The sequence below is a fragment of the Streptomyces sp. ISL-1 genome (assembly GCF_018614585.1).
Taxonomy (GTDB): domain Bacteria; phylum Actinomycetota; class Actinomycetes; order Streptomycetales; family Streptomycetaceae; genus Streptomyces; species Streptomyces maoxianensis.
Genome location: NZ_JAGGOI010000001.1, coordinates 115,418 through 140,495 on the forward strand (window position 1 = coordinate 115,418; position 25,078 = coordinate 140,495).

19 protein-coding genes, 1 tRNA gene and 1 pseudogene are annotated in these 25,078 nt (G+C 69.9%); 11 read left to right on the forward strand and 10 right to left on the reverse strand.

Annotated features, from left to right (window positions below):
* Window positions 1–25: 25 nt before the first annotated feature.
* Entirely contained in the window at window positions 26–1,204 is a 1,179-nt protein-coding gene (locus J7E87_RS00500; RefSeq protein WP_215088898.1) for a S8 family peptidase, read from the reverse strand.
* A 212-nt stretch (window positions 1,205–1,416) separates the two neighbouring features.
* Window positions 1,417–1,833, reverse strand: coding sequence for a GNAT family N-acetyltransferase (locus tag J7E87_RS00505; protein ID WP_215088899.1), 417 nt, complete (start codon window positions 1,831–1,833; stop codon window positions 1,417–1,419).
* A gap of 144 nt (window positions 1,834–1,977) precedes the next feature.
* Between J7E87_RS00505 and J7E87_RS00510 the strand changes: the two genes are divergently transcribed.
* Together J7E87_RS00510 and J7E87_RS00515 are read left to right on the forward strand one after the other, a co-directional pair.
* Window positions 1,978–4,770, forward strand: a complete 2,793-nt coding sequence (locus J7E87_RS00510; RefSeq protein WP_215088900.1) for an alpha/beta fold hydrolase — start codon at window positions 1,978–1,980, stop codon at window positions 4,768–4,770.
* Complete coding sequence (locus J7E87_RS00515) at window positions 4,767–5,624, forward strand: ABC transporter permease (protein WP_215088901.1); 858 nt, start codon at window positions 4,767–4,769, stop codon at window positions 5,622–5,624. The genes J7E87_RS00510 and J7E87_RS00515 overlap by 4 nt, the downstream gene beginning before the upstream one ends.
* 18 nt (window positions 5,625–5,642) lie before the next feature.
* On the opposite strand, the gene J7E87_RS00520 is transcribed toward J7E87_RS00515, so the two are convergent.
* A complete protein-coding gene (locus tag J7E87_RS00520) occupies window positions 5,643–6,245 on the reverse strand; it encodes a DNA-binding response regulator (protein ID WP_308312792.1) in 603 nt (200 codons plus the stop codon).
* Window positions 6,246–6,646: 401 nt separating this feature from the next.
* Between J7E87_RS00520 and J7E87_RS00525 the strand changes: the two genes are divergently transcribed.
* Window positions 6,647–8,260, forward strand: a complete 1,614-nt coding sequence (locus tag J7E87_RS00525) for a von Willebrand factor type A domain-containing protein (RefSeq protein WP_215088902.1) — start codon at window positions 6,647–6,649, stop codon at window positions 8,258–8,260.
* A gap of 90 nt (window positions 8,261–8,350) precedes the next feature.
* On the forward strand, window positions 8,351–8,824 hold the full coding sequence (locus J7E87_RS00530) for a DUF1772 domain-containing protein (protein ID WP_215088903.1): 474 nt from the start codon (window positions 8,351–8,353) through the stop codon (window positions 8,822–8,824).
* A gap of 97 nt (window positions 8,825–8,921) precedes the next feature.
* On the opposite strand, the gene J7E87_RS00535 is transcribed toward J7E87_RS00530, so the two are convergent.
* From J7E87_RS00535 to J7E87_RS00555, 6 genes and pseudogenes are all read right to left on the reverse strand, one after another.
* Window positions 8,922–10,094 carry a S1 family peptidase gene (locus tag J7E87_RS00535; protein WP_215088904.1) on the reverse strand — a complete coding sequence of 391 codons (1,173 nt, stop codon included), beginning with the start codon at window positions 10,092–10,094 and terminating at the stop codon, window positions 8,922–8,924.
* A 198-nt stretch (window positions 10,095–10,292) separates the two neighbouring features.
* Window positions 10,293–10,430, reverse strand: a pseudogene (locus tag J7E87_RS36340) (RICIN domain-containing protein); the annotation flags it as partial.
* Window positions 10,431–10,830: 400 nt separating this feature from the next.
* Window positions 10,831–12,003, reverse strand: a complete 1,173-nt coding sequence (locus tag J7E87_RS00540) for a polyprenyl synthetase family protein (protein ID WP_251016766.1) — start codon at window positions 12,001–12,003, stop codon at window positions 10,831–10,833.
* Complete coding sequence (locus tag J7E87_RS00545; RefSeq protein WP_215088905.1) at window positions 12,000–13,064, reverse strand: lipopolysaccharide assembly protein LapB; 1,065 nt, start codon at window positions 13,062–13,064, stop codon at window positions 12,000–12,002. Before J7E87_RS00545 ends, J7E87_RS00540 begins: the two co-directional genes overlap by 4 nt.
* Window positions 13,065–13,679: 615 nt before the next feature.
* A complete protein-coding gene (locus tag J7E87_RS00550) occupies window positions 13,680–14,069 on the reverse strand; it encodes a TraR/DksA C4-type zinc finger protein (protein WP_215088906.1) in 390 nt (129 codons plus the stop codon).
* Between the two features lie 104 nt (window positions 14,070–14,173).
* Window positions 14,174–14,665: a hypothetical protein gene (locus J7E87_RS00555; protein WP_215088907.1), complete on the reverse strand. Its 492-nt coding sequence runs from the start codon at window positions 14,663–14,665 to the stop codon at window positions 14,174–14,176.
* Between the two features lie 507 nt (window positions 14,666–15,172).
* Here J7E87_RS00555 and J7E87_RS00560 point away from each other — a divergent pair.
* Window positions 15,173–15,472, forward strand: a complete 300-nt coding sequence (locus tag J7E87_RS00560) for a muconolactone Delta-isomerase family protein (RefSeq protein WP_215088908.1) — start codon at window positions 15,173–15,175, stop codon at window positions 15,470–15,472.
* A gap of 74 nt (window positions 15,473–15,546) precedes the next feature.
* Window positions 15,547–16,404 carry a hypothetical protein gene (locus J7E87_RS00565; protein WP_215088909.1) on the forward strand — a complete coding sequence of 286 codons (858 nt, stop codon included), beginning with the start codon at window positions 15,547–15,549 and terminating at the stop codon, window positions 16,402–16,404.
* 600 nt (window positions 16,405–17,004) lie between these two features.
* On the opposite strand, the gene J7E87_RS00570 is transcribed toward J7E87_RS00565, so the two are convergent.
* Window positions 17,005–17,077, reverse strand: a tRNA-Arg gene (locus tag J7E87_RS00570).
* Between the two features lie 317 nt (window positions 17,078–17,394).
* Here J7E87_RS00570 and J7E87_RS00575 point away from each other — a divergent pair.
* The 5 genes from J7E87_RS00575 (at window position 17,395) to ettA (ending at window position 25,072) form a co-directional block, all read left to right on the forward strand.
* The gene (locus J7E87_RS00575; RefSeq protein WP_215088948.1) at window positions 17,395–18,990 is read left to right on the forward strand and encodes a dynamin family protein; all 1,596 of its coding nucleotides are present in this window, start codon (window positions 17,395–17,397) and stop codon (window positions 18,988–18,990) included.
* 5 nt (window positions 18,991–18,995) lie between these two features.
* Entirely contained in the window at window positions 18,996–20,798 is a 1,803-nt protein-coding gene (locus J7E87_RS00580; protein WP_215088910.1) for a YfjP family GTPase, read from the forward strand.
* 119 nt (window positions 20,799–20,917) lie between these two features.
* A complete protein-coding gene (locus tag J7E87_RS00585) occupies window positions 20,918–21,343 on the forward strand; it encodes a single-stranded DNA-binding protein (protein ID WP_215088911.1) in 426 nt (141 codons plus the stop codon).
* A 334-nt stretch (window positions 21,344–21,677) separates the two neighbouring features.
* Window positions 21,678–23,024, forward strand: a complete 1,347-nt coding sequence (locus tag J7E87_RS00590; RefSeq protein ID WP_215088912.1) for an LAETG motif-containing sortase-dependent surface protein — start codon at window positions 21,678–21,680, stop codon at window positions 23,022–23,024.
* 383 nt (window positions 23,025–23,407) lie between these two features.
* Window positions 23,408–25,072, forward strand: coding sequence for an energy-dependent translational throttle protein EttA (ettA, locus tag J7E87_RS00595; RefSeq protein ID WP_215088913.1), 1,665 nt, complete (start codon window positions 23,408–23,410; stop codon window positions 25,070–25,072).
* The last annotated feature ends 6 nt before the right edge of the window (window positions 25,073–25,078 follow it).

Below are 25,078 nucleotides of genomic sequence, written 5' to 3' on the forward strand. Positions count from 1 at the left end.
GAGCGGGTCCACCGGGAGAGCGGGTCTAGAAGAGCGAGTGCAGCAGCTTGTTCGGTGACCCGGTTCGCGGGTCCTGGACCTTGCCGCTCGTCGCATTGTTCACCACTGCGTCCCGGACCTGCGCCGGGGTGGCGGTGGCGTGCGTCGACAGATAGAGCGCCGCGACACCTGCCGTGTGCGGTGCGGCCATCGACGTTCCCGAGATCGTGTTCGTCGCCGTGTCGCCGTCCTTCCACGCCGAGGTGATGTTCACGCCCGGCGCGAACAGATCCAGGCACGTCCCGTAGTTCGAGAACGACGCCCGCCGGTCGGTGCTGTCCGTCGCGCCGACCGTGATCGCCTCGGGGACGCGGGCCGGCGAGTAGTTGCAGGCGTTCGCCGGCAGGCCGAGGATGTTGCCGTTGCCCGCGGCGATGGAGTAACTGATGCCCGAGGCAATGGACTTCTTCACTGCGTTGTCCAGCGACGTGTTGGCGCCGCCGCCCAGGCTCATGTTCGCCACAGCCGGCTTCTGCGCGTTGGCCGTCACCCAGTCGACGCCGGCGATGACCCCCGCCGTCGAGCCGGAGCCGTTGCAGTCCAGGACCCGTACGGCGATGAGCTTGACGCTCTTGGCGACGCCGTATGTCTTGCCGCCGACCGTGCCCGCGACATGCGTGCCGTGGCCCTGGCAGTCCTGGCCGTTCTGGCCGCCCCCCACTATGTCCGTGCCGACGCTCGCGCGGCCGCCGAACTCGCTGTGGGACGTGCGGATCCCGGTGTCGATGATGTACGCGTTCACATTCGACGCGGATGTGTTGTATGTGTACGACTTGGACAGCGGAAGATCCCGCTGGTCGATGCGGTCGAGGCCCCAAGTCGGGTTGGCCTGGGTGCCGTTGAGGCGGACTGTGGCGTTCTGCTCGACGTACGCCACACGCGGATCGGCGGCAAGCTCTGCCGCCCTCGCGCGTGACGTCGTCATGGAGAAGCCATCGAGGACGCTGCGGTAGGTGTGCTTCGGCGTGACGCCCAGATCGGCGGCACGCGTTGAGCCGTCCTTAAGGACGACAATCCAGCTGTTTTGGATGGCAGTTGCAGTGGGAGCGAGACGGAGATCGCCGATGGTCGCGCTCTGCGCGGTGGGGGAGGCGGCGAACTGGAGACCGGCCGCAAGGGCGACTGTGGGTATCAGCGCCCCGAAGCGGCGGGCAGTGCTTCTCATCTCGTGCGCCTGACCTTTCGTTGACCGGAATACGGGCAAGTACGGTCGTGCATGGTGTCAGGAGGTGCATACGCGCTGACCAGAGTCTCGTGACGTGACCTGCGACACAAGGGGGCGGAACGAAGTGGAAGCCTTACGGCAGGCAGAATGTGAGCACCCGTCAGACGGAGGCTGCAACGGCCTGATCGGCTACGAATAGATGGTTCCGGAGGCTACGATTCCGGGAAGTCCCAGGTGAGCATCGCGAAATCGCCGTCGTCCTTCGCCCCCGCCGAACGGTACGTCGCGAGCGCCGGATCGTTGTCCGTGTCCACGCCGACCCACATGTCGTAGCAGTCCCGCTCCCGCGCCACCTTCAGCAATGCCTCGACCAAAGCCCTGCCGATGCCCCGCCTGCGGTACGTCTCGTCCACCGACAGCTCGTACAGGCAGATCTCCGTGCCCTTGTCGGGGTGGAGCATCTCGACGCCCGAGATCATCCCGGCCGGCGCCCCGTCCACATAGGCGATCAGCATCAGATGCCCGGCGGCGGCCAGGAAGCGCTCGGCCCACTCGGCACGCGCCGGGCCGTCGTAGAGGTGCTCGGCCGCGGTGAGCTCGGACACGGTCGTCGCGCGCCGGATGTCCATACGGGTCCCCTTCCGGCCCCTTCCCCACGGGGGCGCGTACCGCGTCTGGTGTACGGCGACCGTACTCCGTACTACTTGCGGAGGCTCATGACTTCCGCCTGGCGGCAGCCGAGACGGCACAGGGCAGCCGCTTAGGGTTCAACCATGCAGATCCGACTTCCCCGGCCGCGCGGCCGATGGCTCGCAGGCGTCGCCGCCTTCGCCGTCCTCGCCGGCGCGGGCACCTGGACCGCGGTCGCCGACGACGGCGCACCGCCCGTGCACCGTGAGGACCGGGTGCAGGAGATGCCCGGGGCGAAGATCGACACCTCCTACTTCACGACGGGCGGCAAGGCGCGCCGGCCCGCCGTGCTCATCGGGCACGGCTTCGGCGGCAGCAAGGACGACGTCCGCGCCCAGGCCGAGAAGCTGGCCCGCGACGGATACGCCGTGCTGACCTGGTCCGCCCGCGGCTTCGGCACGTCCACCGGGCAGATCGGGATCAACGATCCCGCCTTCGAGGTCAAGGACGTCTCCCGCCTGATCGACTGGCTGGCGAAACGGCCCGAGGTCCAGCTGGACGGGGACGGCGATCCGCGCGTCGGCGTCACCGGCTCCTCCTACGGCGGGGCGATCTCGCTGCTCGCCGCCGGGCACGACAAGCGCGTAGACGCGATCGCTCCCCAGATCACCTACTGGAACCTGGCCGACGCCCTCTTCCCGGACGGCGTCTTCAAGAAGCTCTGGGCCGGAATCTTCTTCTCCACCGGCTCCGCGGGCGCCAGGGACGGAGCCGCCCCCGCCGACACCCCCGCCGACGCCCCGGCAGGAGCCGCCCCCGCAGGTGACGCCCCGGCCGGTCCCGCGACTGCCGGTGGCGCGGGCGCGGCCACCGGGACGGCCAGGGCCGACACTGCCCCGGGCCCCGCGAACCCGAGCGGCTGCGGGAGCTTCCAGCCCGCGCTCTGCGCCATGTACGAGCGCGTCGCCGTCGCAGGAAAGCCCGACGCCGCCGCCCGTACGCTCCTCGAACGCCGCAGTCCATCCGCCTTCGGCGACCGCATCAAGGTGCCCGCGCTCATCGTGCAGGGCCAGGCCGACTCGCTCTTCCCGCTCTCGCACGCCGACGCCATGGCCAAGCGGATCAGCGCCAACGGCGCGCCCGTCTCGGTCGACTGGATCGCGGGCGGGCACGACGGCGGCGACCGGGAGACCGGCCGCGTCGAGGGCCGCATCGGCGACTGGTTCGACCGGTATCTGGGGCAGGACAAGGGCGCGGACACCGGACCCGCCTTCCGCGTCAGCCGCGCCGGAGGCGTCGACTCCACCGACGGCGAGGCTCTGCTGCGCGGCGCGACCGGCGACAGCTACCCGGGTCTTTCGAGCGGCACACAGCCGATCCCGCTCACCGGCCGCGAGCAGCGCTTCGCCAACCCGGCCGGCGCCAACCCGCCCGCCATCTCCGCCGTCCCGGGCCTCGGCGGCGGACTCGGCCAGCTCTCCTCTCTCGGTGTCGGCCTCTCGCTCGACTTCCCCGGCCAGTCCGCACGCTTCGACTCCGCGCCGCTGGCCCGGTCGCTGCGGATCACGGGCTCGCCGACCGTCCGGGTCAAGATCGCCTCCAACACCGGCGACGCCGTCCTGTTCGGGAAGGTGTACGACGTCGGGCCCGACGGCCGCCAACAGGTGCTGCCCTCCCAGCTCGTCGCGCCGGTCCGCGTCGAGAACGCCGAGCAGGGCAAGGACGTCACACTGACCCTGCCCGCCGTGGACCACGAAGTCGACGCCGGGCACCGGCTGCGGCTTGTCCTCTCCGCGACCGACCTCGGCTATGCCTCGCCGCCCGCCCCCGCCACGTACACCGTCTCTCTCCTCGACGCCGGCGCGCTCGCCGTGCCCACCGCGCCCGCCGTGAAGACCCAGGCCGCGGGACTGCCCTGGTGGACCTGGGCTCTCCCGGCCGCGGGCGCACTGCTGGCAGCCGGCCTGTTGATCACCGCTCGCCGCCGGACGGTCGCCCCGGCGCCCGACCCCGAGCTCGCCGAAGTGCCCCTGGAGATCACCGGGTTGACCAAGCGGTACGCCAAGTCCGCCGACCGGTACGCCGTACGGGAGCTCTCATTCCGCGTCGAGAAGGGCCAGGTCCTCGGTCTCCTCGGCCCCAACGGCGCGGGCAAGACCACCACCCTTCGCATGCTGATGGGGCTCATCCGGCCCGACAACGGCGAGATCCGCGTCTTCGGCCACGCCATCCGGCCGGGTGCGCCCGTGCTCTCCCGGGTCGGCGCGTTCGTCGAGGGCGCCGGTTTCCTGCCGCATCTGTCGGGCCGCGACAACCTGGAGCTGTACTGGCGGGCCACCGGCCGGCCCGCGAGCGACGCGCACATGGAGGAGGCCCTGCAGATCGCGGGTCTCGGCGACGCCCTCGCCCGCGCCGTACGCACCTACTCTCAGGGCATGCGGCAGCGACTGGCCATTGCCCAGGCCATGCTCGGCATGCCGGATCTGCTGATCCTCGACGAGCCTACGAACGGACTCGACCCGCCCCAGATCCGCGAAATGCGGGACGTGATGATCCGGTACGCGGCCGGGGGCCGGACGGTCATCGTCTCCAGTCACCTCCTCTCCGAGGTCGAGCAGTCCTGCACCCATCTGGTGGTCATGGACCGCGGCCGGCTGATGCAGGCAGGACCGGTCGCCGAGATCACCGGCGAGAGCGACACGCTGCTCGTCACCACCGCCGATGAGGTGCCGGAGCCGTTGGTCGAGAAGATCGCCGCGCTGCCGGGGATCGGTTCGGCGACCCGTACGCACGAAGGTCTGCTCGTACGGCTCGACGGGGCCACCGCGACCGACATGATCGCCGAACTCGTCCGGCTGGACGTGCCGTTGACGGGCGTCGGTCCGCACCGCCGCCTGGAGGATGCCTTCCTCACCCTGATCGGAGGATCCGCATGAGCACGCTGGTCGATTCGGCCCCCGGCTACCGGGCACGGCACACCCTGCCGCTGCGTGTCGAGGCGGTACGTCAGCTGAAGCGCAGGCGGACGCTGGTGATGGCCGGGGTGCTGGCCGCGCTGCCCCTCGTGCTGATCGCCGCCTTCGCGATCGGCGGCACGCCGGACGGCCGGGAGAGCGGCCGGGTCACTCTGATCGACACGGCCACCGCGTCGGGCGCGAACTTCGCCGCCACCTGCCTGTTCGTCTCCGCGGGCTTCCTGCTGGTGGTGCCGGTGGCCCTCTTCCACGGAGATACCGTGGCATCGGAGGCCAACTGGTCCTCGCTGCGCTATCTGCTGGCGGCCCCCGTCCCGCGGACCCGGCTGCTGTGGTCCAAGCTGGCGGTGGCGCTCGGCTTCAGCGCGGCGGCGATGGTGCTCCTGCCGCTGGTGGCCCTGGCCGCGGGCAGCGCGGCGTACGGCTGGGGGTCGCTGAAGCTGCCCACGGGCGGCTCCCTGGCCGCCGGCGACACGGTGTCGCGGTTGGCGCTGGTCGTGGCGTTCATCTTCTTCTCCCAACTGGTCACCGCCGGGCTTGCCTTCTGGCTGTCCACCAAGACCGATGCCCCGCTGGGCGCGGTCGGCGGAGCGGTCGGACTGACGATCATCGGCAATGTGCTGGACGCGGTCACGGCGCTCGGGTCGTGGCGTGATGCGCTGCCCGCGCACTGGCAGTTCGCATGGATCGACGCGCTGCAGCCGCAGTTGGAGTGGAGCGGCATGGTGAAGGGCGCGGCCGTCTCGGTGACATACGCCCTGGTGCTGTTCGCGCTCGCCTTCCGGAACTTCTCCCGCAAGGACATCGTGTCGTAGTCGCCGGCACAGGCCTCGCTACACCCAGCCCCGACGAGCCGCTTCCGCTCCCGCCCGGAAGCGGCTCGTCGTGCCGAGGTCGGTGAGCAGTTCACCGACGCGGCGGCTGTACGTACGCCCGGACATGCCGAGCCGGGCCGCGGCCGACTCGTCCGTGAACCCGGCGAGCAGGGCCAGGAGCACCGGCTTGAGATGGGCCGGCACGGCGCCGGGCACGGTCTGCCGCGTCAGATTGTCACCGGTGTCCCACCATGCGCGGTGCGTGCGGACAAGGGCCTGGACGACGACCGGGTCGCGGATCAAAAGCACGCCGTTGAAGTGCAGTTCCAGATCGAGGGGAACGGCGGCGACCGACCGGTCGGCCACAACCATTTTGAACGGGATGGAGTCCGTCACCCGGGTCGCGCCGGGGCAGAGCCACGGCCGTGTGAGATGGGTCAGTCCGTGCCGGGGCGCGATCCGCCGCACCGCCGCGGTCTGTTCGGCGGCATTACGAACACAGGCGCCGCCGAATTCGAGGAACGGCTCCGGGATGCCGTGGCCCAGCGCGCCCGCCGGGTCGTCAAAGCTGAGGAGCTCATGGCGCGCCGAGCGGACCAGCCCGGTCAGGGCCGCTCTCACCTGTCTCGCTCCCTGAACCGGCTGTCCCTGCGCTTCGCGCAGGACAGACCTGGAAACCTCCCGACCGAGTACCGAGCCCGGTGCCGCCCCCACTGCCATGACAGATCATCCCCCGCCCTTCACACACGCCATACGGGCCGTCCCCTCGGATCCGCATGCCACTCCATGTACGCACACGACTGCACATCGTGACAAGCGTCGGTTACGCGGCTGGCGAGTCATTGCCATTCCCTTCGTTCCGGGAACGGTCGGGGGAGGTCGGAAGGGCAGAGCAACGGGGTTCCGGGGGCAGCTCCCGCCCGCCGTTGCCGCATTGAGATTCATCCGCAACTTCTTCGACTGCTCCCCGGGGCCCTCTCGGACGTCACATTCACAAGTGCTGACGAAACAGGGGAGCCCAGATGAAGCTCAGCGCACGGATATACAGGGGAGTGCTGGCCGCGGTGCTGGCCGGCGGCATGCTGCTGACCGCCGGCTGCGGCGGTGGCGGCCAGGGCGACAGGGCCTCCGGGAGCGGAGCCAAGGAGCGGGCGAACGACGGCGGGAGGGCCCATCCCGCGCCGATAGCGCCGGACGGGGGAGGAGGCGCGCCCGCGACGGGTGTGGACGGCGGGGCTGAGGGGGCGCGGAAGGACGACGCGTTCCAGGAACCCCAGCGGGCACCCGACTATCTGTCGACGTTCGCGCTCGACGTGGACACCGCCTCGTACGGCTACGCCCGCCGCACTCTCGCCGACGGGCGGCGGCCGGAGCCCGGTCAGGTCCGGCCCGAGGAGTTCGTCAACAGCTTCCGGCAGGACTATCCGCGGCCGAAGGGCAATGGCTTCTCGGTGACCGTCGACGGGGCGCGGCCCGGCAGCGCGGAGGGCGAGATCCGCGCCCGGGGCGATGACGCGGCGGCCGGCGAGGACTGGTCGTTGCTGCGCGTGGGGCTCTCAACCCGCCCCTCCGACCGCAGGGGTGAACGGCCGCCGGCGGCCCTCACCTTCGTCATCGACATCTCCGGCTCCATGGCGGAGCCCGGCCGGCTGGACCTGGTCAAAGAGGCACTGGGCATCCTCACCGACCAGCTGCGCGACGACGACTCGATCGCGCTGGTCACCTTCAGCGACGAGGCCAGGACGCGGCTCCCGATGACCGGGGTCGACGACAACCGCGACCGTATCCACGAGGTGATCGACAGCCTGGAGCCGACGGACTCCACCAATGTCGAGGCGGGCGTGCGGCGTGGCTACGACGAGGCGGTCGAGGGCCGTCGCCGCGGGGCCACCAACCGCGTCGTCCTCCTCTCCGACGCGCTGGCCAACACCGGCGAGACCGAGGCCGACGCGATCCTGGACCGGATCGACGACGCCCGACGCACGTACGGCATCACGCTGTTCGGCGTGGGCGTCGGCAGTGAGTACGGCGATGCGCTGATGGAGCGGCTCGCCGACAAGGGCGACGGGCACACCACTTATGTCTCCACCAGCGCGCAGGCCAGGAAGGTCTTCTGCGACCAGCTGCCCACGCATGTCGAACTGCGCGCACGGGACGCCAAGGCGCAGGTGGCCTTCGACCCGAAGACCGTGCGGCAGTTCCGCCTCATCGGATACGAGAACCGGGCGGTCGCGGACGAGGACTTCCGCAATGACACGGTGGACGGCGGGGAGGTGGGCCCGGGCCACACGGTGACTGCGCTGTATGTCGTACGGCTCAGGGAGGGTGCGAGCGGCCATGTCGCGACGGCGACCGTCCGCTGGCTCGACCCGAGGACGCGGGCGCCGCACGAACAAACCGGCTCCGTCGAGACGGACGCGATCGACGGCGCGCTGTGGGACGAGGCGTCGAAGCGGCTCCAGGTCACGGCGGTCGCGGCGTACTTCGCGGAGTCACTGCGGGGCGGCGCGATGCCCGGGGCGCCGGAGCTGGGCGAACTGGCGGCCCGGGCGAGGAAGCTGGCGAGTTCGACGGAGGACGGCGCGGTGGGAGAGCTGGCGGAGGCGATCGCTCAGGCGCAGCGCGTGCGGGACTGAGGGGAAGGGGCTGCGCGGCGGCTGCGGGAGCGAGGGAGGGGGCGCGGCGGGGCGCTGCGTCGCCCGTCCCCTCGGGCCATGATGTGGGCCATGGCCACCCTTCTCCTTGCTCTCGCCATCATCTTCACGGGGCTGTACGCGGGCTTCATGCTGACCTTCCAGATCTCGGTCATGCCCGCGCTCGCCAAGCTGCCGGACGACCAGTTCCTGCCGGTCATACGCCGTATCAACGAGGTTGTACCGCGCCCCGTCTTCCTGCTCCTCTTCTTCGGGATCATCGCCTTCCCCGCCGCGGCACTGGCCGTGCCCGTCGACGGGCGCACCGACACCCAGCGGTGGCTGATCGTCGCGGGCCTGGTGTGCGCGGTCATCAACCACCTGATCACCATCGCCGGCAACATCCCGCTGAACAACGCCCTGGCCACGGCGGAGAGCGCATCCCCGGCCGCCCCCGACAGCGAGGTCCGCGCGGCCTTCGAGCCCCGTTGGAACCTCCTCCACCTGATCCGCACGCTGTTCACGATCGCGGCGTTCGCCCTGCTGGTCGGCGCCGCGCTGAGCTGACCGGCGCAACCCGCCGCCTGGGGGGGCTGGGCCAGGCCGGGTTGCGGCCCGGTCCAGCCCCCGAGAGGCCGCGTCCGTCGAGAGCTGCCGGCGTGCGTCAGGCCGTGTGCAGCGTCAGCCCGTACCGCCAGAGGATCTCGTTCACCGGCTGGAACCAGGTCTCACCGCCGCTACCGCAGTTGCCCCAGCCGCCGGAGGTCACGCCCTGCGCCTGGTCGCCGCTGATGAACGAGCCTCCGGAGTCGCCGGGTTCGGCGCAGACGCTGGTCTTGGTCATCTGGTGGACCGCGCCCTGGCTGTAGTTGACGGTCTCGTTCTTGCCCAGCACGGTGCCGCAGTGCCAGTGGGTGGTGGACCCGGAGCGGCAGATCGAGGCGCCCACCGGGGCCTCCGCCGAGCCGCGTACGAGCTGGTCGGGGACGGTGCCCCAGCCCAGCACCACCGGGACGGTCCACCAGCCCTGGCCGATGCCGACGTAGGCGTAGTCGTCACCAGGGAAGGACGAGCCCTGGAAGGTGCCCATGCCGGAGCCGTCCCAGCCGCGAACGAAGTCGCCGGGCCTGCCGCAGTGTCCCGCCGTGACGAAGCCGCCGTGCACCGAGAAGCCGATGGAGCAGCGGACGTTGCCCGTGTAGTACGGGTCGCCGCCCACGGTTCCGGCGGCGAAAGTGGCCGGTGCCTGGCTCATGGCCGCTTCGACCCGCACCGGCCCGGCCCGGCGGGCGCGGTCGACGAAGGCCCGGACATCGGTGTCGTTACGGCGGGACGCGATGATGTCGACGACGACCTGGTTGGTCCGCGGGTCGACGTGCCAGCCGGTCACTCCTTGCGGCGCGCCCTGCGCCGACTGCGCCGCCTGCCGGTCGATGCGCGCCTTGGCCGCGTCCAGCTCCTTCGCGTTGTGCTGTACGAGCCGGACCGCCGCGCCTGTCTCCCCTACGGCCGAGGCACCGCTCCGACTGGTTACGGCGACAGTCAGCCTGCCGGTGGAGGCGTCGAACCAGGAGCCTCCGTACGAGGCGCCGGCGGCGCGTTCCGCCGCGCCCTGGAGGGCAGTTGCGGCCCGCTCCCGCGCGAGCCGTTCGCGCGCCTGCGGCTCGGTGAGGCCCAAGTCCCGCTGCATGGCGGTCAGCAGACCGGCCGAGAGCGGGGGCTCGGGGGCCGCGGCGACGGCTGGGGTGAGGGATGCCCCGCCCCACGCGCCGAGGACGAGCAGCGCGGTCATTCCGATGCGTAATCCGAGGGCGCGTTTCACTGACGTGCGATTCATGGACGTGCGTCTCACTGATGTGCGTATCACCGTGGTGAACCCTTCTGTCGTTTCCTGTGGGTTGATGGCCGCTCAGTCGTCCGAGAGCGCTCTCAGAGCGCTGCGCGACGGACCTCGTAGAGGCAGATCCGGGCACGGCGTCCGCGCTGTCGTCTCAGGGCGCCCAGGCGGCCTCGACCGCCCGGGCGGTGTCCTCGGTCAGAGGAACCTCCAGAGGTGGTCTGGGGTGCCGTTGTCGTCGAACTGCGCCACCTGGGCGCTGTTGGCGGTCGACATCCCGTCCACGCCCAGGACCTTGCCGCTGTAGCTGTTGCGTACGAGGAGCCAGCCTGCGCCGCGCGACGGGGCCGAGGGTGAGGGTGGCCGTCTGGAGGAAGGGGCGTCGGTTGAGCGGCATGGGGGGCGCTCCTGCCGTTGACCTCGAGGGGGGACGGGGTCTTGCGCGTGTACGCCGGTGAGCTGTGTACAACGTTGAAGGGAGGGGCAGTTGGCATGAGAGCACAGGTCTCAACCTCTGTCCAGGTGCATGACAAACCGGGGGCCCGCGGGTGTGGGCACCAGTGTCAGAACAAGGGCCCTGCTCCCGACGGGAGCAGGGCCCTTGGGGTGAGGGGTGAGGGGTGAGGGGTGAGGGGTGAGGGGTGAGGGGCTCAGTGGCCCGAGGTCCTGGACGGCGGGCCGCAGTCCGGGGTGGGGGCCGTTCTCGCCGGGTCCGGGCGTTCCAGGCGGCAGCCCGTCACATTCTTCGCGTGATGAGGAAGGGAAGCAGCGTAAGGATTTCGCCGACAGCCGTCGGCGCCAGCGGGACGCTGTTCAAGCAGGCCGAGGCCATGTCGAGGTGACGGCTTGCCTCGTCCAGGGTGGCGGCGCGCCCGCCGGCTTCCTCGATGAGTTCGGCGGCATGGTGGACGGTGACGTCGTCCATCGCAGAAGGAGATTCAAGGAGCGCGAGGAGGCGACGGGCGACAGGGCCGTTCGTGTTCAGTGCGGCGAGGACGGGGAACGTCTTCTTCGTCCGGCGCAGATCACTGTGAACGGGTTTGCCGGTGACTTCGGGATCTCCCCACATGCCGAGCAGGTCGTCGACCGCCTGGAATGCCACGCCGAGGTGCTGCCCCGCCTGGGCGAGAGCGGTGACGGTCGAAGGCGGAGCTCCGGCGAGTACGGCGCCCAGGGCGGCGGCGCAGCCCAGGAGGGCACCGGTTTTGTGGTCCGCCATGGACTGGTACTCGTGCAGTCGCACGGCATTCGGACCCGTCCAGGGGCGGGTTTCGAAGAGCAGGTCCTCAGCCTGACCGCGTACCAGAGCGTTCAACGCTTCGGACAACTTCCGTATCGCAGCGCCACTGTTGGCGTTCCGCGATGTGGCCAGCGTTTCCAGGGCGAGGGCGAACAGCGCGTCCCCGGCGAGAACCGCAGGACCTGTGCCGTACGCCTTCCATACGGTCTCGCGCTGCCGCCGCGTTTCGTCGCCGTCCATGATGTCGTCGTGCAGGAGCGAGAAGGTGTGGATCAGCTCTACGGCCACCGCGCCGGCGACGGCAGTCTCGCCGGGCGCGCCCGCGGCTTCGGCGCAGAGCACGGTGAGGGCCTGGCGCACGCCTTTGCCATGAGCACCGGATCCGGGTTTGCCGCCCACGTCGCACCAGCCGAGGGAGAAGGCGGCCATCTCGCGGGGCCAGGGATGGAGGCGTTCGATTGCCGCGGCCAGGGCGGGCCGTACGAGTTCCCGGCAGCGGAGGAGGATCTGCGGTGCTGTGGGCTGTGGTGCCGTGGGCCGCGGTGCCGGCTGTGGTGCCGTGGGCTGCGGTGTCGACGGATGCTGTGTCGTCGGATGGGGCGTCGTGGGATGGGGTGCCGTCAGATGGAGTGCTGCCTGCTCGTCGCTGGCTGCCATCGGCTGGGTCATCGCAGACCGCCCTCCCCGCCCGTCCCGGAGGGCATGGGCGGTATTCCGAGTTCGGCCCGGGCCTTGTCGGCCATGTCGCGGGCATGATGCAGACCGATCCGGTCGAGGTCGAGACACAACTCGTCCAGATCCGCGGCCGTCTCCGCCTGGTCCCGCCCCAGATGGGCGAGCGCCTTGACCAACCCCAGCCGGGCCAGCGCCTCGCCACGCGGCTCGCTGATGGCGCGGAACTCCGCCAGCGTCTGTTCGTACGCCTGTCGCGCCTCTTCGTAACGGCGGGCGCGGAAGAGCACGTTGCCGCGCATCTTGTGGTTGTAGGCCAGAGCGCTGGTCAAGTGCATCTCACTGCAGATGAGTTCCGCTTCGCGGAGCAGACCCAGGGCGCGATCCGGCTCGTCGTCCCGTGCGGACACGATGTCGGCGATGCCGCGCAGTGCCCACGCCCGGCCACGCCTGTCGTCAGCCTTCTCGGCTATCTCAGCAGCTTCTTCGAACATTGCGAGCGCGGTGTCGTACGAGCCGGTGTTCCGGTGTATCTGCGCGATGCCCTCCAGTGCCCACACCGTGTGACGGGCCTCGCCGCGCCGCCGAGCCTCGGCGAGCAACTGCTCGTGAAGGGCGCGGACGGCCTCGTAATCACCCTGGATCCGGCCGGTCTCGGCCATCCCGGCGAGCGAGTAACCCCGGGCCACGACGTCGCCACCACGCTCGCCGAGGTCGGCGGCGAGCCCCAGCAGGCGGCGGGCCAGAGCCAGGGCGCCTCGCTGACGGGCGAGCGTGCCGCCGCTCCACAACGCCCATGCCATCGCCCCCAGGTCGCCGACCGACCGCGCGGTGCGGTAACTCGCCTTCCAGGCCCGGTCGGCCTCCTTGACGTGACCCAGGCGGCGATGTGCTTCCGCGACGGCAAGCCCGGACCGCGCGACCTCCTGCTGGGAACCCGAGAGCTTGGCTTCCCGCAACTGCTCGGTCCCCTTGGCCAGTACGTCGGCCACGGACGAGTTCACCGACATTGATCGGAGGGCGCCTTGATATTCGGCGGCGAAGGCCTTGCTGTACATGGGTGCCTTTCTGCTTTCCGGGCTCTGGCCAGGGGTCATGAGAGTGCGCGAGCGAACAGGTCAGAAGGGGGGTGGTCGGTGCAGGGGACTCGGCGAGGCAGAGACTATGCACTCCGTCTATACATGGAGTGCATAGTTGACCGGTATGGGGAGGTGGAACCCCTGCCGGCAACCCCGCTGCGCTATGGGGCCCTGAAGGGTGCTGCAGACACCCGCTTCGACACTTGCCGTTGATCAAGACGTCGATCGCGCTCTTTGCGTTGCTTCCCGAAGCGAACGGAAGGTGCCGCGCGACGAATCGCCCATGGGTCCGGCTGTCCCGTGCCCCGGCGATGCGGAGCCGACAAGGCATGATCTAGGCCGAACGCCCGATGAGCGGCGCATGCCATCGCTGTCACGTCGGCCCGCTCCGCCACGTCGGTGACGCCGGCGGACGGGTTGATCGCTGCGGCTCCGGCAAGTTCGACGGTTCGCACGCGGGCCGCTGCCGCGATCGGGTGCGTGCCGCCAAGTACGAGTACGCGGTGTCCTGCCGGGCCACGTGGCTGCCCGGTTCTCAACTCCGGATGCGGTCCGCCCCGGCAAGGCGCCGGGGTGCTCTGAGCCCGCCCCTGGTCAGCGGGGGCGGGTCGCGGCGCAGCGCACGCAAGTGCTCGCCGCCGGGCGCACCCCCAGGCGTTCCGCCGGGATCGGCTCACCGCAGCTCTCGCACCGCCCGTATTCGCCTCGCTCCAGCCGCTCCAGCGCCCGATCCAGATCGTCCAGGTGGTCGCGCGCCTGTGCCAGCAAAGAGGCGACATGGGCCCGCTCGAAGGCAGTGCTCGACCCCTCCGGGTCGTGCTCGTCGTCGACCGCCACCAGGGCATTCGCCTCGACGATTCCGTCGAAGTCACGGCTCAGTGCCGCGATCTGCGCGCTCGTGCCGGCGCGCGCGGCCGCCAGTCGCTCGCGGACGGACTCGCGCTCGATCGGGGGGAAAGTGGCATCGGCAGACAAATCGTCCATAAGGGCGACAACGTCAGCACGCGGGGTCGCATTCCGCGCGCCCCGCGCCTTGCCGACCTGCGCTGTAGTTGTGGCCGTCGCTCCGGGGATGCCTCTCCTGGCTGTCAGCGGATGAGGTGGACGGTGAGCCGGGTATCCCTGTTACTGACGTTTTCGGCGTGGATGAAGCCGTGGGCTGTGCGGTAGGACCCCGTGCCTCCGGTGATCGCGAGGCTGACTTCGCCGGGGCCGGCAGCGGTAGTGGTGAACCGGCCTTGGAAGGTGATCTGCCCCGGGGACAGGGAAAGGGAGCCCACGCACTGCAGGTCGACCTCATCACCAGGGGCGGTTCGGGTAATTGTGCAGACGTCGCCGAAATTGCCGACCTTGGAGCCTTCAAGGAGGAGATCCCCGCTGACGATGAATTCGTCCCCTTGGCTGGGCCTTGACGACTCGTCCACATCGATGGAACGGCTCTGGGTCTGCCTCGCGACCAGTTGGAAGACCCTCTCAGGCTCGGGGCCGGTACTGCTGGAAGCCGATGCCGGGTGAGAACAGACAAGGAGGGCGGCCAGTCCAGTGGCCGCGCTCAGACCGACATGCTTGAAGTGACGCACGCTGTGCTCCTGTGGGACCAAGGGGGCGGCTCACTGACCGTGTGTCATGTGACGTAACCGATTCCCAGGTCAGCCTCATGTGGATCGCACGGTTCCGCGACTCGCGCCTACCCATCCAGGTGAAACGTCCGGAGGCACCTGTCCGACGGACATCAAGGGGCGGTGGAGTCTCAATGGGCGAGTCAAGACCTGTCCTCTTGCGGTTTTCGTCAGTTATGGATCTGGTCGAGTGCCGATGAGTGGCTGTCATTGGTCATCATGGGCCGCTGCCGATCGGCCTCGGACGGCCCAGAGGCGGCCCCGAGGCGACAACGGGAAAGGCATGTGTCCTCCACCCTGCGTCCGGTGAGATCTGCGGTTTCCGGTACACGCCATAGGCTGGGAGCGCTTCACGCAAGGCGTCGGCGCCATCCGCGACGTCTTCCCTCACTACGGCCTGGCAGACCGTGGTCGTGCTCATCGGCAGTGAGACCCGCCACGGCCGCCCGCAGAGACACGGAGACGGTCATGAAGGAGTTCCTGGTCGAGCTCACGACCAACATCCCCGAGGGTACGGACCCGGCCGAGGTGGACCGGCGACGTGCCGCCGAAGCCGTTCGCGCGAAGGAGTTGGCCGTCACCGGTCACCTGGTGCGGCTATGGCGTCCGGTCGGCGAGCTGCGCAGTGTCGGCCTTTGGCGCGCCGACAATGAGGCCGAGCTGCACGAGAAGGTGCTGGACACACTTCCACTGCGCTCGTGGATGACGTCCGTCGTCACCGCGGTGGAGTCCCACCCCAACGACCCGGGCAGGGCCGACACCGCGTGAGACCCCCCACCCCGTAGCGACGGCGGAGGTCGCGAGAGCCTGGTTTCCTGAGCACGATCTCCGAGGAGCAGCCAATGCCATCCACCCGTCCGCGGGTCTTGTACGTCACCGACCTGGCCTACCAGGCACGCGGCCGGCGGTACTGCGACGAGGACATCTTCCTGACGTCCCGCCTCCGCGAGGACTTCGACCTCGCCCTGTGCCACCCGCTGGAGGCGGCCGCGCTGATGGACGCCTTCGACGCCGTGGTCGTACGCAACAGCGGCCCCGTCCTGCGCTACCAGAGCGAGTACGACGCCTTCCGCGAGCGCGCGGTCAAGAGCGGCGCCCGTGTCTACAACCAGCTGTCCGGCAAGGCCGACATGGCCGGCAAGCAGTACCTCTTGGACTTGAGCGCCGCCGGATATCCGGTCATACCTACCATCGACCGCCGGCAGGACCTGGTCCGTCTGCCGAAGGCGGACCAGTACGTGGTCAAACCCAAGCTCGGCGCGGACTCCATCGGCCTGGAATTCGTCTCCCGGGACCGACTGGGCGACCTGGTGTTCAAGGATGTTCTCGTCCAGCCGCGCATCGACTTCGCCTACGAGGTCTCGTTCTACTTCATCGACCACGCCTTCCAGTACGCCCTCTACGCGCCCCGCACCGATCAGCGGTGGCTCCTGGAACCGTACGAACCCACGGCGGCCGACCTAGCCTTCGCCCGGCGCTTCATCGACTGGAACGGCATCGAACACGGCATCCAACGGGTCGACGCCTGCCGTGTCCCGGACGGCGAACTCCTGCTGGTCGAACTGGAAGATCTCAACCCGTATCTGTCCCTGGACCTACTCGACGAGGAATCCCGCACCTCCTTCGTCGCGAACCTGAAGGCATCCCTGCATACCCTCCTGCGCACCGCCCCCTCTCCGGGGCCGTCCGCTCACCCATGATGAGAGCCGGAGCTTTTGTCGAGGCGCCTTCGGCGTCGCGAGGCAATGGCCTTGGGCCACCTGCGAGTTCCCGTGGGCCCTCAGTGGGATGAGCAACCTCACAGTCCCGCCGGAAGTCCCCAACTGACCGCAAAACAAACTGACGTCGCAATCTCGGTCAGCTGGTGACACGCCCACCGTCACCTCGAAACGGCTCCCGGAGTTACGTACACAGCCATCCGCTCGACACAGGACCTGGACGAGGCGTTCGGTGTGGCGGCTCCGTCATACGGGCGGCGAGACACAGCAAACCCTGTCCTGTTCTCCACGTACGCCCGGTGCATCTCCGGTCAGCTCAGGAACCACCAGAAACGGATCGAGGCCGGGGGAGACCTCGCGGCCCTGGCGGACGATCGCTGGACCACCTCGCGAAAACTTCGACACGTATTCGACAGGGCCACTCGCAGAAAACCGGTGACAGCCGGACAGCGCCGGACCATCCTCATGATCACCGGAGGGCGGTCCGGCGCTTACGTGTCTGCTACTGCCCGCCCGCTATGGTGCCTTTGACCAGCAAAAAGACCCTCCGGGGTGGAGGGTCGGTCGGTCGTGCGGGCTGTGCGCCCCCGGCAGGACTCGAACCTGCGGCCAAGCGCTTAGAAGGCGCCTGCTCTATCCACTGAGCTACGGGGGCCGGATCGTGGCCTCGGTGGCCTGGAGCCACTGGTGGGTCGTGCGTGACCTCGCCGGGGACAAGGATAGGGCTCCGATCGCCTTGACCCGGTTGCTTCACCTGCGTGGCACGATGTGGAGGTTCGGTGAAGCGAACCGATAATCGCAGGCAGGTGCCATTCCCGCACCGCTTTTGACGTCTCACGTCATGGGCGTTGTGCACTCGTTATGCCTGCGTCCCACTCGTCCCGTGTGTCCCGTCTGTCCGACCGGCGCGCAGGGGAGGGCCATACGCTTCAAAAAGCCGCCAAAATTGGGCATTCTTCGCATGTGGTGACCTTGGATGCACGGCCTCAGCTGATCGACGCACTCTCCGCCCTCCGCGACCGTGTCGCCGCCGTGCGTCTTCCTCTCCCTCTTCCCGGTGCCGCGCGCGCCCGGCAGACGCGCGCAGAGCTTCTTGCGCAGCTCGACGACTATCTCGTGCCCCGGCTCAAGCAGCCCGAAGCGCCGATGCTCGTCGTCGTCGGCGGATCCACCGGGGCCGGCAAATCGACGCTCGTCAACTCGCTGGTGGGGCGGCGCGTCAGCGAGGCGGGGGTGCTGCGGCCCACCACGCGTACGCCGGTGCTCGTGTGCCACCCCGACGATCACCACTGGTTCGCGGGGATGCGGGTGCTGCCGCAGCTCACGCGCGTACTGCCGCAGGACGAGGCCGAGGGGGCGGAGGACGGCGGCCGGGACGCGGACAAGCGGAACTCCCTGCGGATCGAGACGGCCGCCACCCTGCCCCCCGGGCTCGCGCTCCTCGACGCGCCCGACATCGACTCGCTCGTCGTCGAGAACCGGCTGCTGGCCGCCGAGTTGATCTGCGCCGCCGATGTCTGGGTGATGGTGACGACAGCATCGCGGTACGCGGACGCCGTGGCGTGGCATCTGCTGCGCACCGCCAAGGAGTACGACGCCACGCTGGTGACGGTGCTCGACCGGGTGCCGCACCAGGTGATCACGGATGTCTCGCGGCAGTACGCGGCGCTACTGACCAAGGCCGGTCTCGGGGAGGTTCCGCGGTTCACCATCCCGGAGCTGCCCGAGTCGGCCGGCGCCGGCCGCGGGCTCCTGCCCACCACCGCCGTGGCGCCCCTCTTCGCCTGGCTGGCCCACCGGGCGCAGGACCCGGCGGCCAGACAGCAGACCTTGGGGCGTACGGCGGCGGGCGTGATCGACTCGCTCAGTAGGCGGATGCCCGAGCTCGCGGCGGCGGTGGCGGCGCAGTACGCGGCAGCCGTACGGCTCACGGGCGCGGTCGAGGAGGCGTACGACAAGGAGCGCGAGCGGGTACGCGTGCAGCTCCGGAGCGGGGCGGTGCTCGCGGGGGACGCGCGAACCCGCTGGCGCGGCTATCCACGCGACAGCTCCGCGGGCGAGCTGCTGGACTCGCTGGTCGGCAGCCTGTCCGCGCTGCTGCAGTGTGCCGTCGCCGCCGCCGACGAGCGCGTCCAGGAGGCGTGGCGGCGGGAGCCGGCCGCGCGAGCGGTTGTCGTCCAGGGGCGGCTGGATCTGGAGACGGCAGAGCGGATCGGGATCGCCGTACGCCGCTGGCGGCGGGAGCTGGAGGAGCTCGCCGAGGAGGAGGTGCGCCGTCTGGACAGAAGTGCCGCGCCCGACCCCGAGGCGGTTGCCGCGCTGGTCGCGGCCGCGCTGCTCGGCGGGCGCCGGGCCCGCGGCGCGGGGGAGCGGCTCGCCGAACGAATCGGAGCGCAGGGCGCGCTGAAGCTGCGTGACAGGGGCGGCGAGCTGATGGCGACGTACATCGACGGCGTACTGCACAGCGAACGCGACCGCCGCCTCGCACCCCTCGACGCACTCGAAGTGACCCCGGAGCCGCAGGCCGAGCTGATCGCCGCACTTTCCGTACTGCAGAAGGAGAGGTGACGGCGGTGACCGCCATCACGGACGAACGCGCTGACGACGAGAACGAGGCCGCCGGCCGCTGGGACGACGGGCTGATCGCCCGGCGCGCGGGCGGCGAGGACGGCGAGGTGGAGGACGGGACGGACGGCGAGGACGACCCGTGGGGCGAGGTGCATGTGCCGATCGGCGGGCCGTACGTCGGGCCGCTGCGGGTACGGCTCGACGCCCTGCGCGAACTGATCGGCCTCTCGCGGACCCGGCTGGACGGGCAGACCCTCGCCGAGGCGGGGCGCGTCCTCGACGAGGCCGCGGCCCGGCAGCGGCTCTCCTCGCGGCACACCGTCGTAGCCATCGCGGGCGCGACGGGGAGCGGGAAGTCGACCCTCTTCAACGCCCTCGCCGAAGTGCCGATCTCGGAGACCGGGCTCCGCAGACCCACCACCGCCGCGCCGATCGCCTGCACCTGGTCGGAGGGCGCGGCCGGACTGCTGGACCGGCTCGCCATTCCGCCACGGCTACGGCGCAGGCCCCTGGCGGGCGGCGACGAGGAGCTGTACGGGCTGGTGCTGGTCGATCTGCCCGACCATGACTCGGCCCTGCTCAGACACCGGGAGCAGGTGGACCGGGTGGTGGCACTGGTGGACGCGGTGATCTGGGTCGTCGATCCGGAGAAGTACGCGGACGCCGCCCTGCACGAGCGGTATCTGCGGCCGCTCGCCGGGCATGCGGAGATCACGTTCGTGGTGCTCAACCAGATCGACCGACTGCCCGGCGATACGGCCGACCAGGTGCTCGACGATCTGCGCCGGCTCCTCGACGAGGACGGCATGGCCGTGGGCGAACACGGCGAGCCGGGCGCCACTGTGCTCGCGCTCTCCGCGCTGACCGGGGAGGGCGTGGGCGAACTGCGCGACCTGATCGGGAAGTTCGTGCAGGACCGCAGTGCCGCCGCGCGCCGGCTGTCCGCGGATGTCGACGCGGCTGCGGCGAAGCTTCGTTCGGTGTACTTCGCCGACGGCCGCACCGGCCTCGATGAACGCTCGCGCGAGGACTTCGGGGCCCGGCTGGCGGAGGCGATCGGCGCCAGTGCGGCGGGTGAGGCGGCGGAGCGCGTGTGGCGGAGGAACGCCAGCCGGGCGTGCGGGACGCCATGGCTGCGGTTGTGGCGGTGGTACGAGCGCACGCGTATGCCGGGGAGCGGGCTGCCGGAGCCCGGGGCGCCGGTGGAGGACGAGCTCACGGCTCGCCAGCGGGTCGAGCAGGCGGTGCGTACGGTCGCGGACGAGGCGGCCGCCGGACTGCCCGCGCCGTGGGCGCAGGCGGTGCGCGAGGCGGCGGTGCGCGGGGCCGAAGGGCTGCCGGAGGCGCTGGACGAGCTGGCCGAGCGCGAGGCGGCGGCGACGAAGGAGCGGCCACTGCGGCCCGCGTGGTGGCCTGCCGCGGTGCTGGCGCAGGCGGCTATGACGCTGCTTCAGGTCTACGGGGGACTGTGGCTGGTGGGCCAGATCATCGGTGTACTGACGCCGGGGCTGCTGCCGCCCGTGATGGTGATGCTCGCCGGGATCGTTGGCGGGCCGCTGGTGGAATGGGCGTGCGCGGCGGCTGTACGGGGGCCGGCGCGGCGGTACGGGCAGGACGCGCAGCGGCGGCTTCATGAGGCGGCGGCCGGGTGCGGTCGGGCGAAGGTGCTCGACCCCATCGCGGGGGAGCTCATGCGCTACCGGGAGGTGCGGGAGCAGTACGCGACCGTGTCGGGGAAGGCGGGGGCCGGCCGGGCCGGGGGCGGATCGGGGAGTGGCGGGGGCGGGACGGTCCGGCTTCTGGGCTGACGGGGTTATCCACAACGGGGCGGTGGTCCACAGGCGTCGGCGGGATCTTCCCGTGCGGTCCAGCATGGAGATCGGTCAGGGCAGACCGGGCCGTGTAACCGGACGGGGAGGTGGCCGTTGTGAACGACACGATGGTGACGGTGGTGGGCAATGTCGCCACGAATGTGGAGTACCGGGAATCGGCTGCGGGAGGGATGGCTCGATTCCGATTCGCGGTGACACCGAGGCGGTACGACCGGCAGAACGGAATCTGGACGGACGGCCACACCAGCTTTTACACGGTCTTCGCCTGGCGGTCCCTCGCCATAAATCTGGCCGGGTCGGTCTCCGTCGGTGAACCTCTTCTCGTCCATGGGCGGTTGAAGGTACGCGAGGAGGAGCGGGACGGGCAGCGCAGGACGTCCGTCGAGATCGACGCGGTGGCGGTGGGTCACGATCTGACTCGCGGGACCGCGGCATTCCGGCGAGTGGTGAAGGCGGAACCGAATCTGACGCACCGTCCCACGGCCGAGGAGGCGCAGGGGACGCCGACATCCGTGGCTTGAGCGGGAGTTAGGTGGATTTGTCGATTCAGGAACGGAGATACGGTCGTGTCCGGACGAGCGTCGATAACGATTCCGAGTCGGAATGGTTGTAGGACGGTATGACGGGGGACTGGGGTGCGCTGCGTCCCTAGGATTTCCGCATACTCACGGGGCACTTGAGTCAACAGGCGAGGCACTCCCCCCACGCGTCACACCCACACGTGATCCGACGTGAACACGGTGCTCACGCGCGAATAAAGGGCCTCGCTCGGAGGGGAATTCTGTGTTTGCTTTGTTCTCTGCGTCAGTTGTACGCAGGCGGGGCGCTGCTCGTCGTCTTACGGCCGCGGCCTTGATGTCGGGCCTCCTCGCGACCGGCTCCATAGCCGGCGCGGGTGCGGCAGCCGCCGACGACGATGTCCAGCACCAGGGTGGCGCGGCCGCCACTCTCGATGGGCTGAAGACCTTTGACCGCGCCGTGCTCCGCACGGACGGCAAGACTCGCGAAATCCCCGCCGGCGTCTTCGAGATGACCGTCGACGGCGGCGGTCAGCTGAAGACCTACTGCATCGACATCCACAACCCGACCCAGGACCAGGCGAAGTACCTGGAGACCCCCTGGAGCCAGACGTCGCTGGGCGGCAACGAGAACGCGGGCAAGATCCGCTGGATCCTGCAGCACTCCTACCCCCAGGTCGACGATCTGGGCGCGCTGGCCAAGGACGCGGGCAGCGGCCCGCTCTCCGAGCGCACCGCGGCGGCCGGCACTCAGGTCGCCATCTGGCGCTACTCGGACAAGGCAGAGGTCGAGGCGCTCGACCCCGCGGCGGAGAAGCTCGCGGACTGGCTGGAGTCGAAGGCCGAGAACCTCGCGGAGCCGAAGGCCTCGCTCAGCCTGGAGCCGAACGCGGTCTCCGGCAAGGCCGGTGGGCGGCTCGGTCCCGTGACGGTCCGCACGGACGCCGGGCAGGTCTCCGTGACCCCGCCGGCCGAGGCGGCCGCCAGCGGGATCAAGCTGACTGACGCGGCCGGCAAGCCCGTCACCTCCGCCGTCGACGGCACTCAGCTGTTCTTCGACGTCCCGGCCGGTGCCGCGGACGGTTCGGCGACGCTGACCACGCAGGCGACGACCTCGGTGCCGGTGGGCCGGGCGTTCGCCGGAGTGACTAAGAGCCAGACCCAGATCCTGGCCGGTTCCAGCGAGTCCACGGTCACCGCGAACGCGACGGCCACCTGGGCCAAGGCGGGCGCGATACCGGCGCTCTCGGCGGAGAAGAACTGCGCCAAGGGCGGCGTGGACATCACCGCGGAGAACAAGGGCGACGCGCCGTTCACCTTCGAGCTGGTGGGCGTGAAGCACACGATCCCGGCCGGGGAGTCCAGGACGGTCACCGTTCCGGTCGCCGAGGACGAGGCGTACGACTTCACCATCACCGGACCCGACGGCTTCAAGAAGAACTTCAAGGGTGTGCTGGACTGCAAGACCACCGGCACCCCGAGCCCGGGCACGGACACCCCGTCGTCCCAGCCCAGCCCGGCCTCGGCCGGCGGCACGTCCTCCGGTTCCGGGGGCGGCGACCTCGCCGAGACGGGCAGCTCCAACGCCACCCCGATGATCGCGGGCGTCGCGATCGCGCTCGTCGCGATCGGCGGCGGCGCGGTCTTCTTCCTCCGCAGGAAGCGGGCGACGGCCGCAGAGTAGTGACCACGTGTAAGTGCGGCGTGACACTGCGCTGACGACGGCCCCGGTGCGAAGCGCGCGCCGGGGCCGTCTGCGGTCTGTGATCGGGCGTCGCAGCAGCCGGCAGGGCGCGAGCCGGCGAGCCGCGCAGGTGAGCGCCGGCGCACCGGTCGGCTGAACACCATCCCGAGCGGGGCCGTCTGTGGGCCCTCGAAGCCTCGCCACCGGCTACCAAATGGCTACCGAACGGCGACCAACAGCGACCGACGTCGACCGCATGAGTCGGCGTGCGGACCGGCCGCAGCCCGGATCGGAGCGGCAGCCGGTACTGGTTTCCATCCCGGGGTGGACGTCAGGCAAGATGGGGTGTATCTGCCCACCCACTTCTTGCCGGACGGTTTCTCTTGGCTGAGTACATCTACACGATGCGCAAGACGCGCAAGGCGCACGGCGACAAGGTCATCCTCGATGACGTGACGCTGAGCTTCCTGCCCGGTGCGAAGATCGGTGTGGTCGGCCCCAACGGCGCCGGTAAGTCCACCGTGCTCAAGATCATGGCCGGTCTGGAGCAGCCCTCCAACGGTGACGCGTTCCTCTCGCCCGGCTACACCGTCGGCATCCTGCTGCAGGAGCCGCCGCTGGACGAGTCGAAGACCGTGCTGGAGAACGTCCAGCTCGGCGTCGCCGAGGTCAAGGGCAAGCTCGACCGGTTCAACGAGATCGCCGAGCAGATGGCGACCGAGTACACCGACGCCCTGATGGAAGAGATGGGCAAGCTCCAGGAGGATCTCGACCACTCCAACGCCTGGGACCTGGACGCTCAGCTCGAGCAGGCCATGGACGCGCTCGGCTGCCCGCCCGGCGACTGGGCCGTCACCACCCTCTCCGGTGGCGAGAAGCGCCGCGTCGCCCTGTGCAAGCTGCTGCTCGAAGCCCCCGACCTGCTGCTCCTCGACGAGCCCACCAACCACCTGGACGCCGAGTCCGTGCAGTGGCTGGAGGCGCACCTCGCCAAGTACTCCGGCACCGTCGTCGCCATCACCCACGACCGGTACTTCCTCGACAACGTCGCTGAGTGGATCCTGGAGCTCGACCGCGGCCGCGCCCACCCCTACGAGGGCAACTACTCCACCTACCTGGAGAACAAGTCCTCGCGTCTCAAGGTCGAGGGTGCCAAGGACGCCAAGCGCCAGAAGCGTCTGAAGGAAGAGCTCGAGTGGGTCCGCTCCAACGCGAAGGGGCGACAGGCCAAGTCCAAGGCCCGTCTGGCCCGTTACGAGGAGATGGCGGCCGAGGCCGACAAGATGCGGAAGCTGGACTTCGAGGAGATCCAGATCCCGCCGGGCCCGCGGCTCGGCAGTGTCGTCGTCGAGGTCGAGAAGCTTTCGAAGGCCTTCGGCGACAAGGTCCTCATCGACGACCTGAGCTTCACGCTGCCGCGCAACGGCATCGTCGGCGTCATCGGCCCGAACGGTGCGGGCAAGACCACGCTGTTCAAGATGATCCAGGGACTGGAAGAGCCCGACTCCGGTGTGATCAAGGTCGGCGATACGGTCAAGATCAGCTACGTCGACCAGAACCGCGCCAACATCGACCCCAAGAAGTCCCTGTGGGCCGTCGTCTCCGACGAGCTCGACTACATCAATGTCGGCCAGGTCGAGATGCCGTCCCGCGCCTATGTCTCGGCGTTCGGCTTCAAGGGCCCGGACCAGCAGAAGCCGGCCGGTGTGCTGTCCGGCGGTGAGCGCAACCGCCTCAACCTGGCGCTCACCCTGAAGCAGGGCGGCAACCTGCTGCTCCTCGACGAGCCCACCAACGACCTCGACGTCGAGACGCTCTCCTCCCTGGAGAACGCACTGCTCGAGTTCCCCGGCGCGGCCGTGGTCGTCTCCCACGACCGCTGGTTCCTCGACCGCGTCGCCACGCACATCCTGGCGTACGAGGGCGACTCCAAGTGGTTCTGGTTCGAGGGCAACTTCGACTCGTACGAGAAGAACAAGGTCGAGCGGCTCGGCCCGGACGCCGCCCGTCCGCACCGTGCCACGTACAAGAAGCTGACCCGGGGCTGAGGTTCA

Bases quoted from the DNA above. Each gene is read 5' to 3' on its own strand.
- J7E87_RS00500 (WP_215088898.1), bottom strand. From the start codon at position 1,204: ATGAGAAGCACTGCCCGCCGCTTCGGGGCGCTGATACCCACAGTCGCC.
- J7E87_RS00505 (WP_215088899.1), bottom strand. From the start codon at position 1,833: ATGGACATCCGGCGCGCGACGACCGTGTCCGAGCTCACCGCGGCCGAG.
- J7E87_RS00510 (WP_215088900.1), top strand. From the start codon at position 1,978: ATGCAGATCCGACTTCCCCGGCCGCGCGGCCGATGGCTCGCAGGCGTC.
- J7E87_RS00515 (WP_215088901.1), top strand. From the start codon at position 4,767: ATGAGCACGCTGGTCGATTCGGCCCCCGGCTACCGGGCACGGCACACC.
- J7E87_RS00525 (WP_215088902.1), top strand. From the start codon at position 6,647: ATGAAGCTCAGCGCACGGATATACAGGGGAGTGCTGGCCGCGGTGCTG.
- J7E87_RS00530 (WP_215088903.1), top strand. From the start codon at position 8,351: ATGGCCACCCTTCTCCTTGCTCTCGCCATCATCTTCACGGGGCTGTAC.
- J7E87_RS00535 (WP_215088904.1), bottom strand. From the start codon at position 10,094: ATGAATCGCACGTCAGTGAAACGCGCCCTCGGATTACGCATCGGAATG.
- J7E87_RS00540 (WP_251016766.1), bottom strand. From the start codon at position 12,003: ATGACCCAGCCGATGGCAGCCAGCGACGAGCAGGCAGCACTCCATCTG.
- J7E87_RS00545 (WP_215088905.1), bottom strand. From the start codon at position 13,064: ATGTACAGCAAGGCCTTCGCCGCCGAATATCAAGGCGCCCTCCGATCA.
- J7E87_RS00550 (WP_215088906.1), bottom strand. From the start codon at position 14,069: ATGGACGATTTGTCTGCCGATGCCACTTTCCCCCCGATCGAGCGCGAG.
- J7E87_RS00560 (WP_215088908.1), top strand. From the start codon at position 15,173: ATGAAGGAGTTCCTGGTCGAGCTCACGACCAACATCCCCGAGGGTACG.
- J7E87_RS00565 (WP_215088909.1), top strand. From the start codon at position 15,547: ATGCCATCCACCCGTCCGCGGGTCTTGTACGTCACCGACCTGGCCTAC.
- J7E87_RS00590 (WP_215088912.1), top strand. From the start codon at position 21,678: ATGTCGGGCCTCCTCGCGACCGGCTCCATAGCCGGCGCGGGTGCGGCA.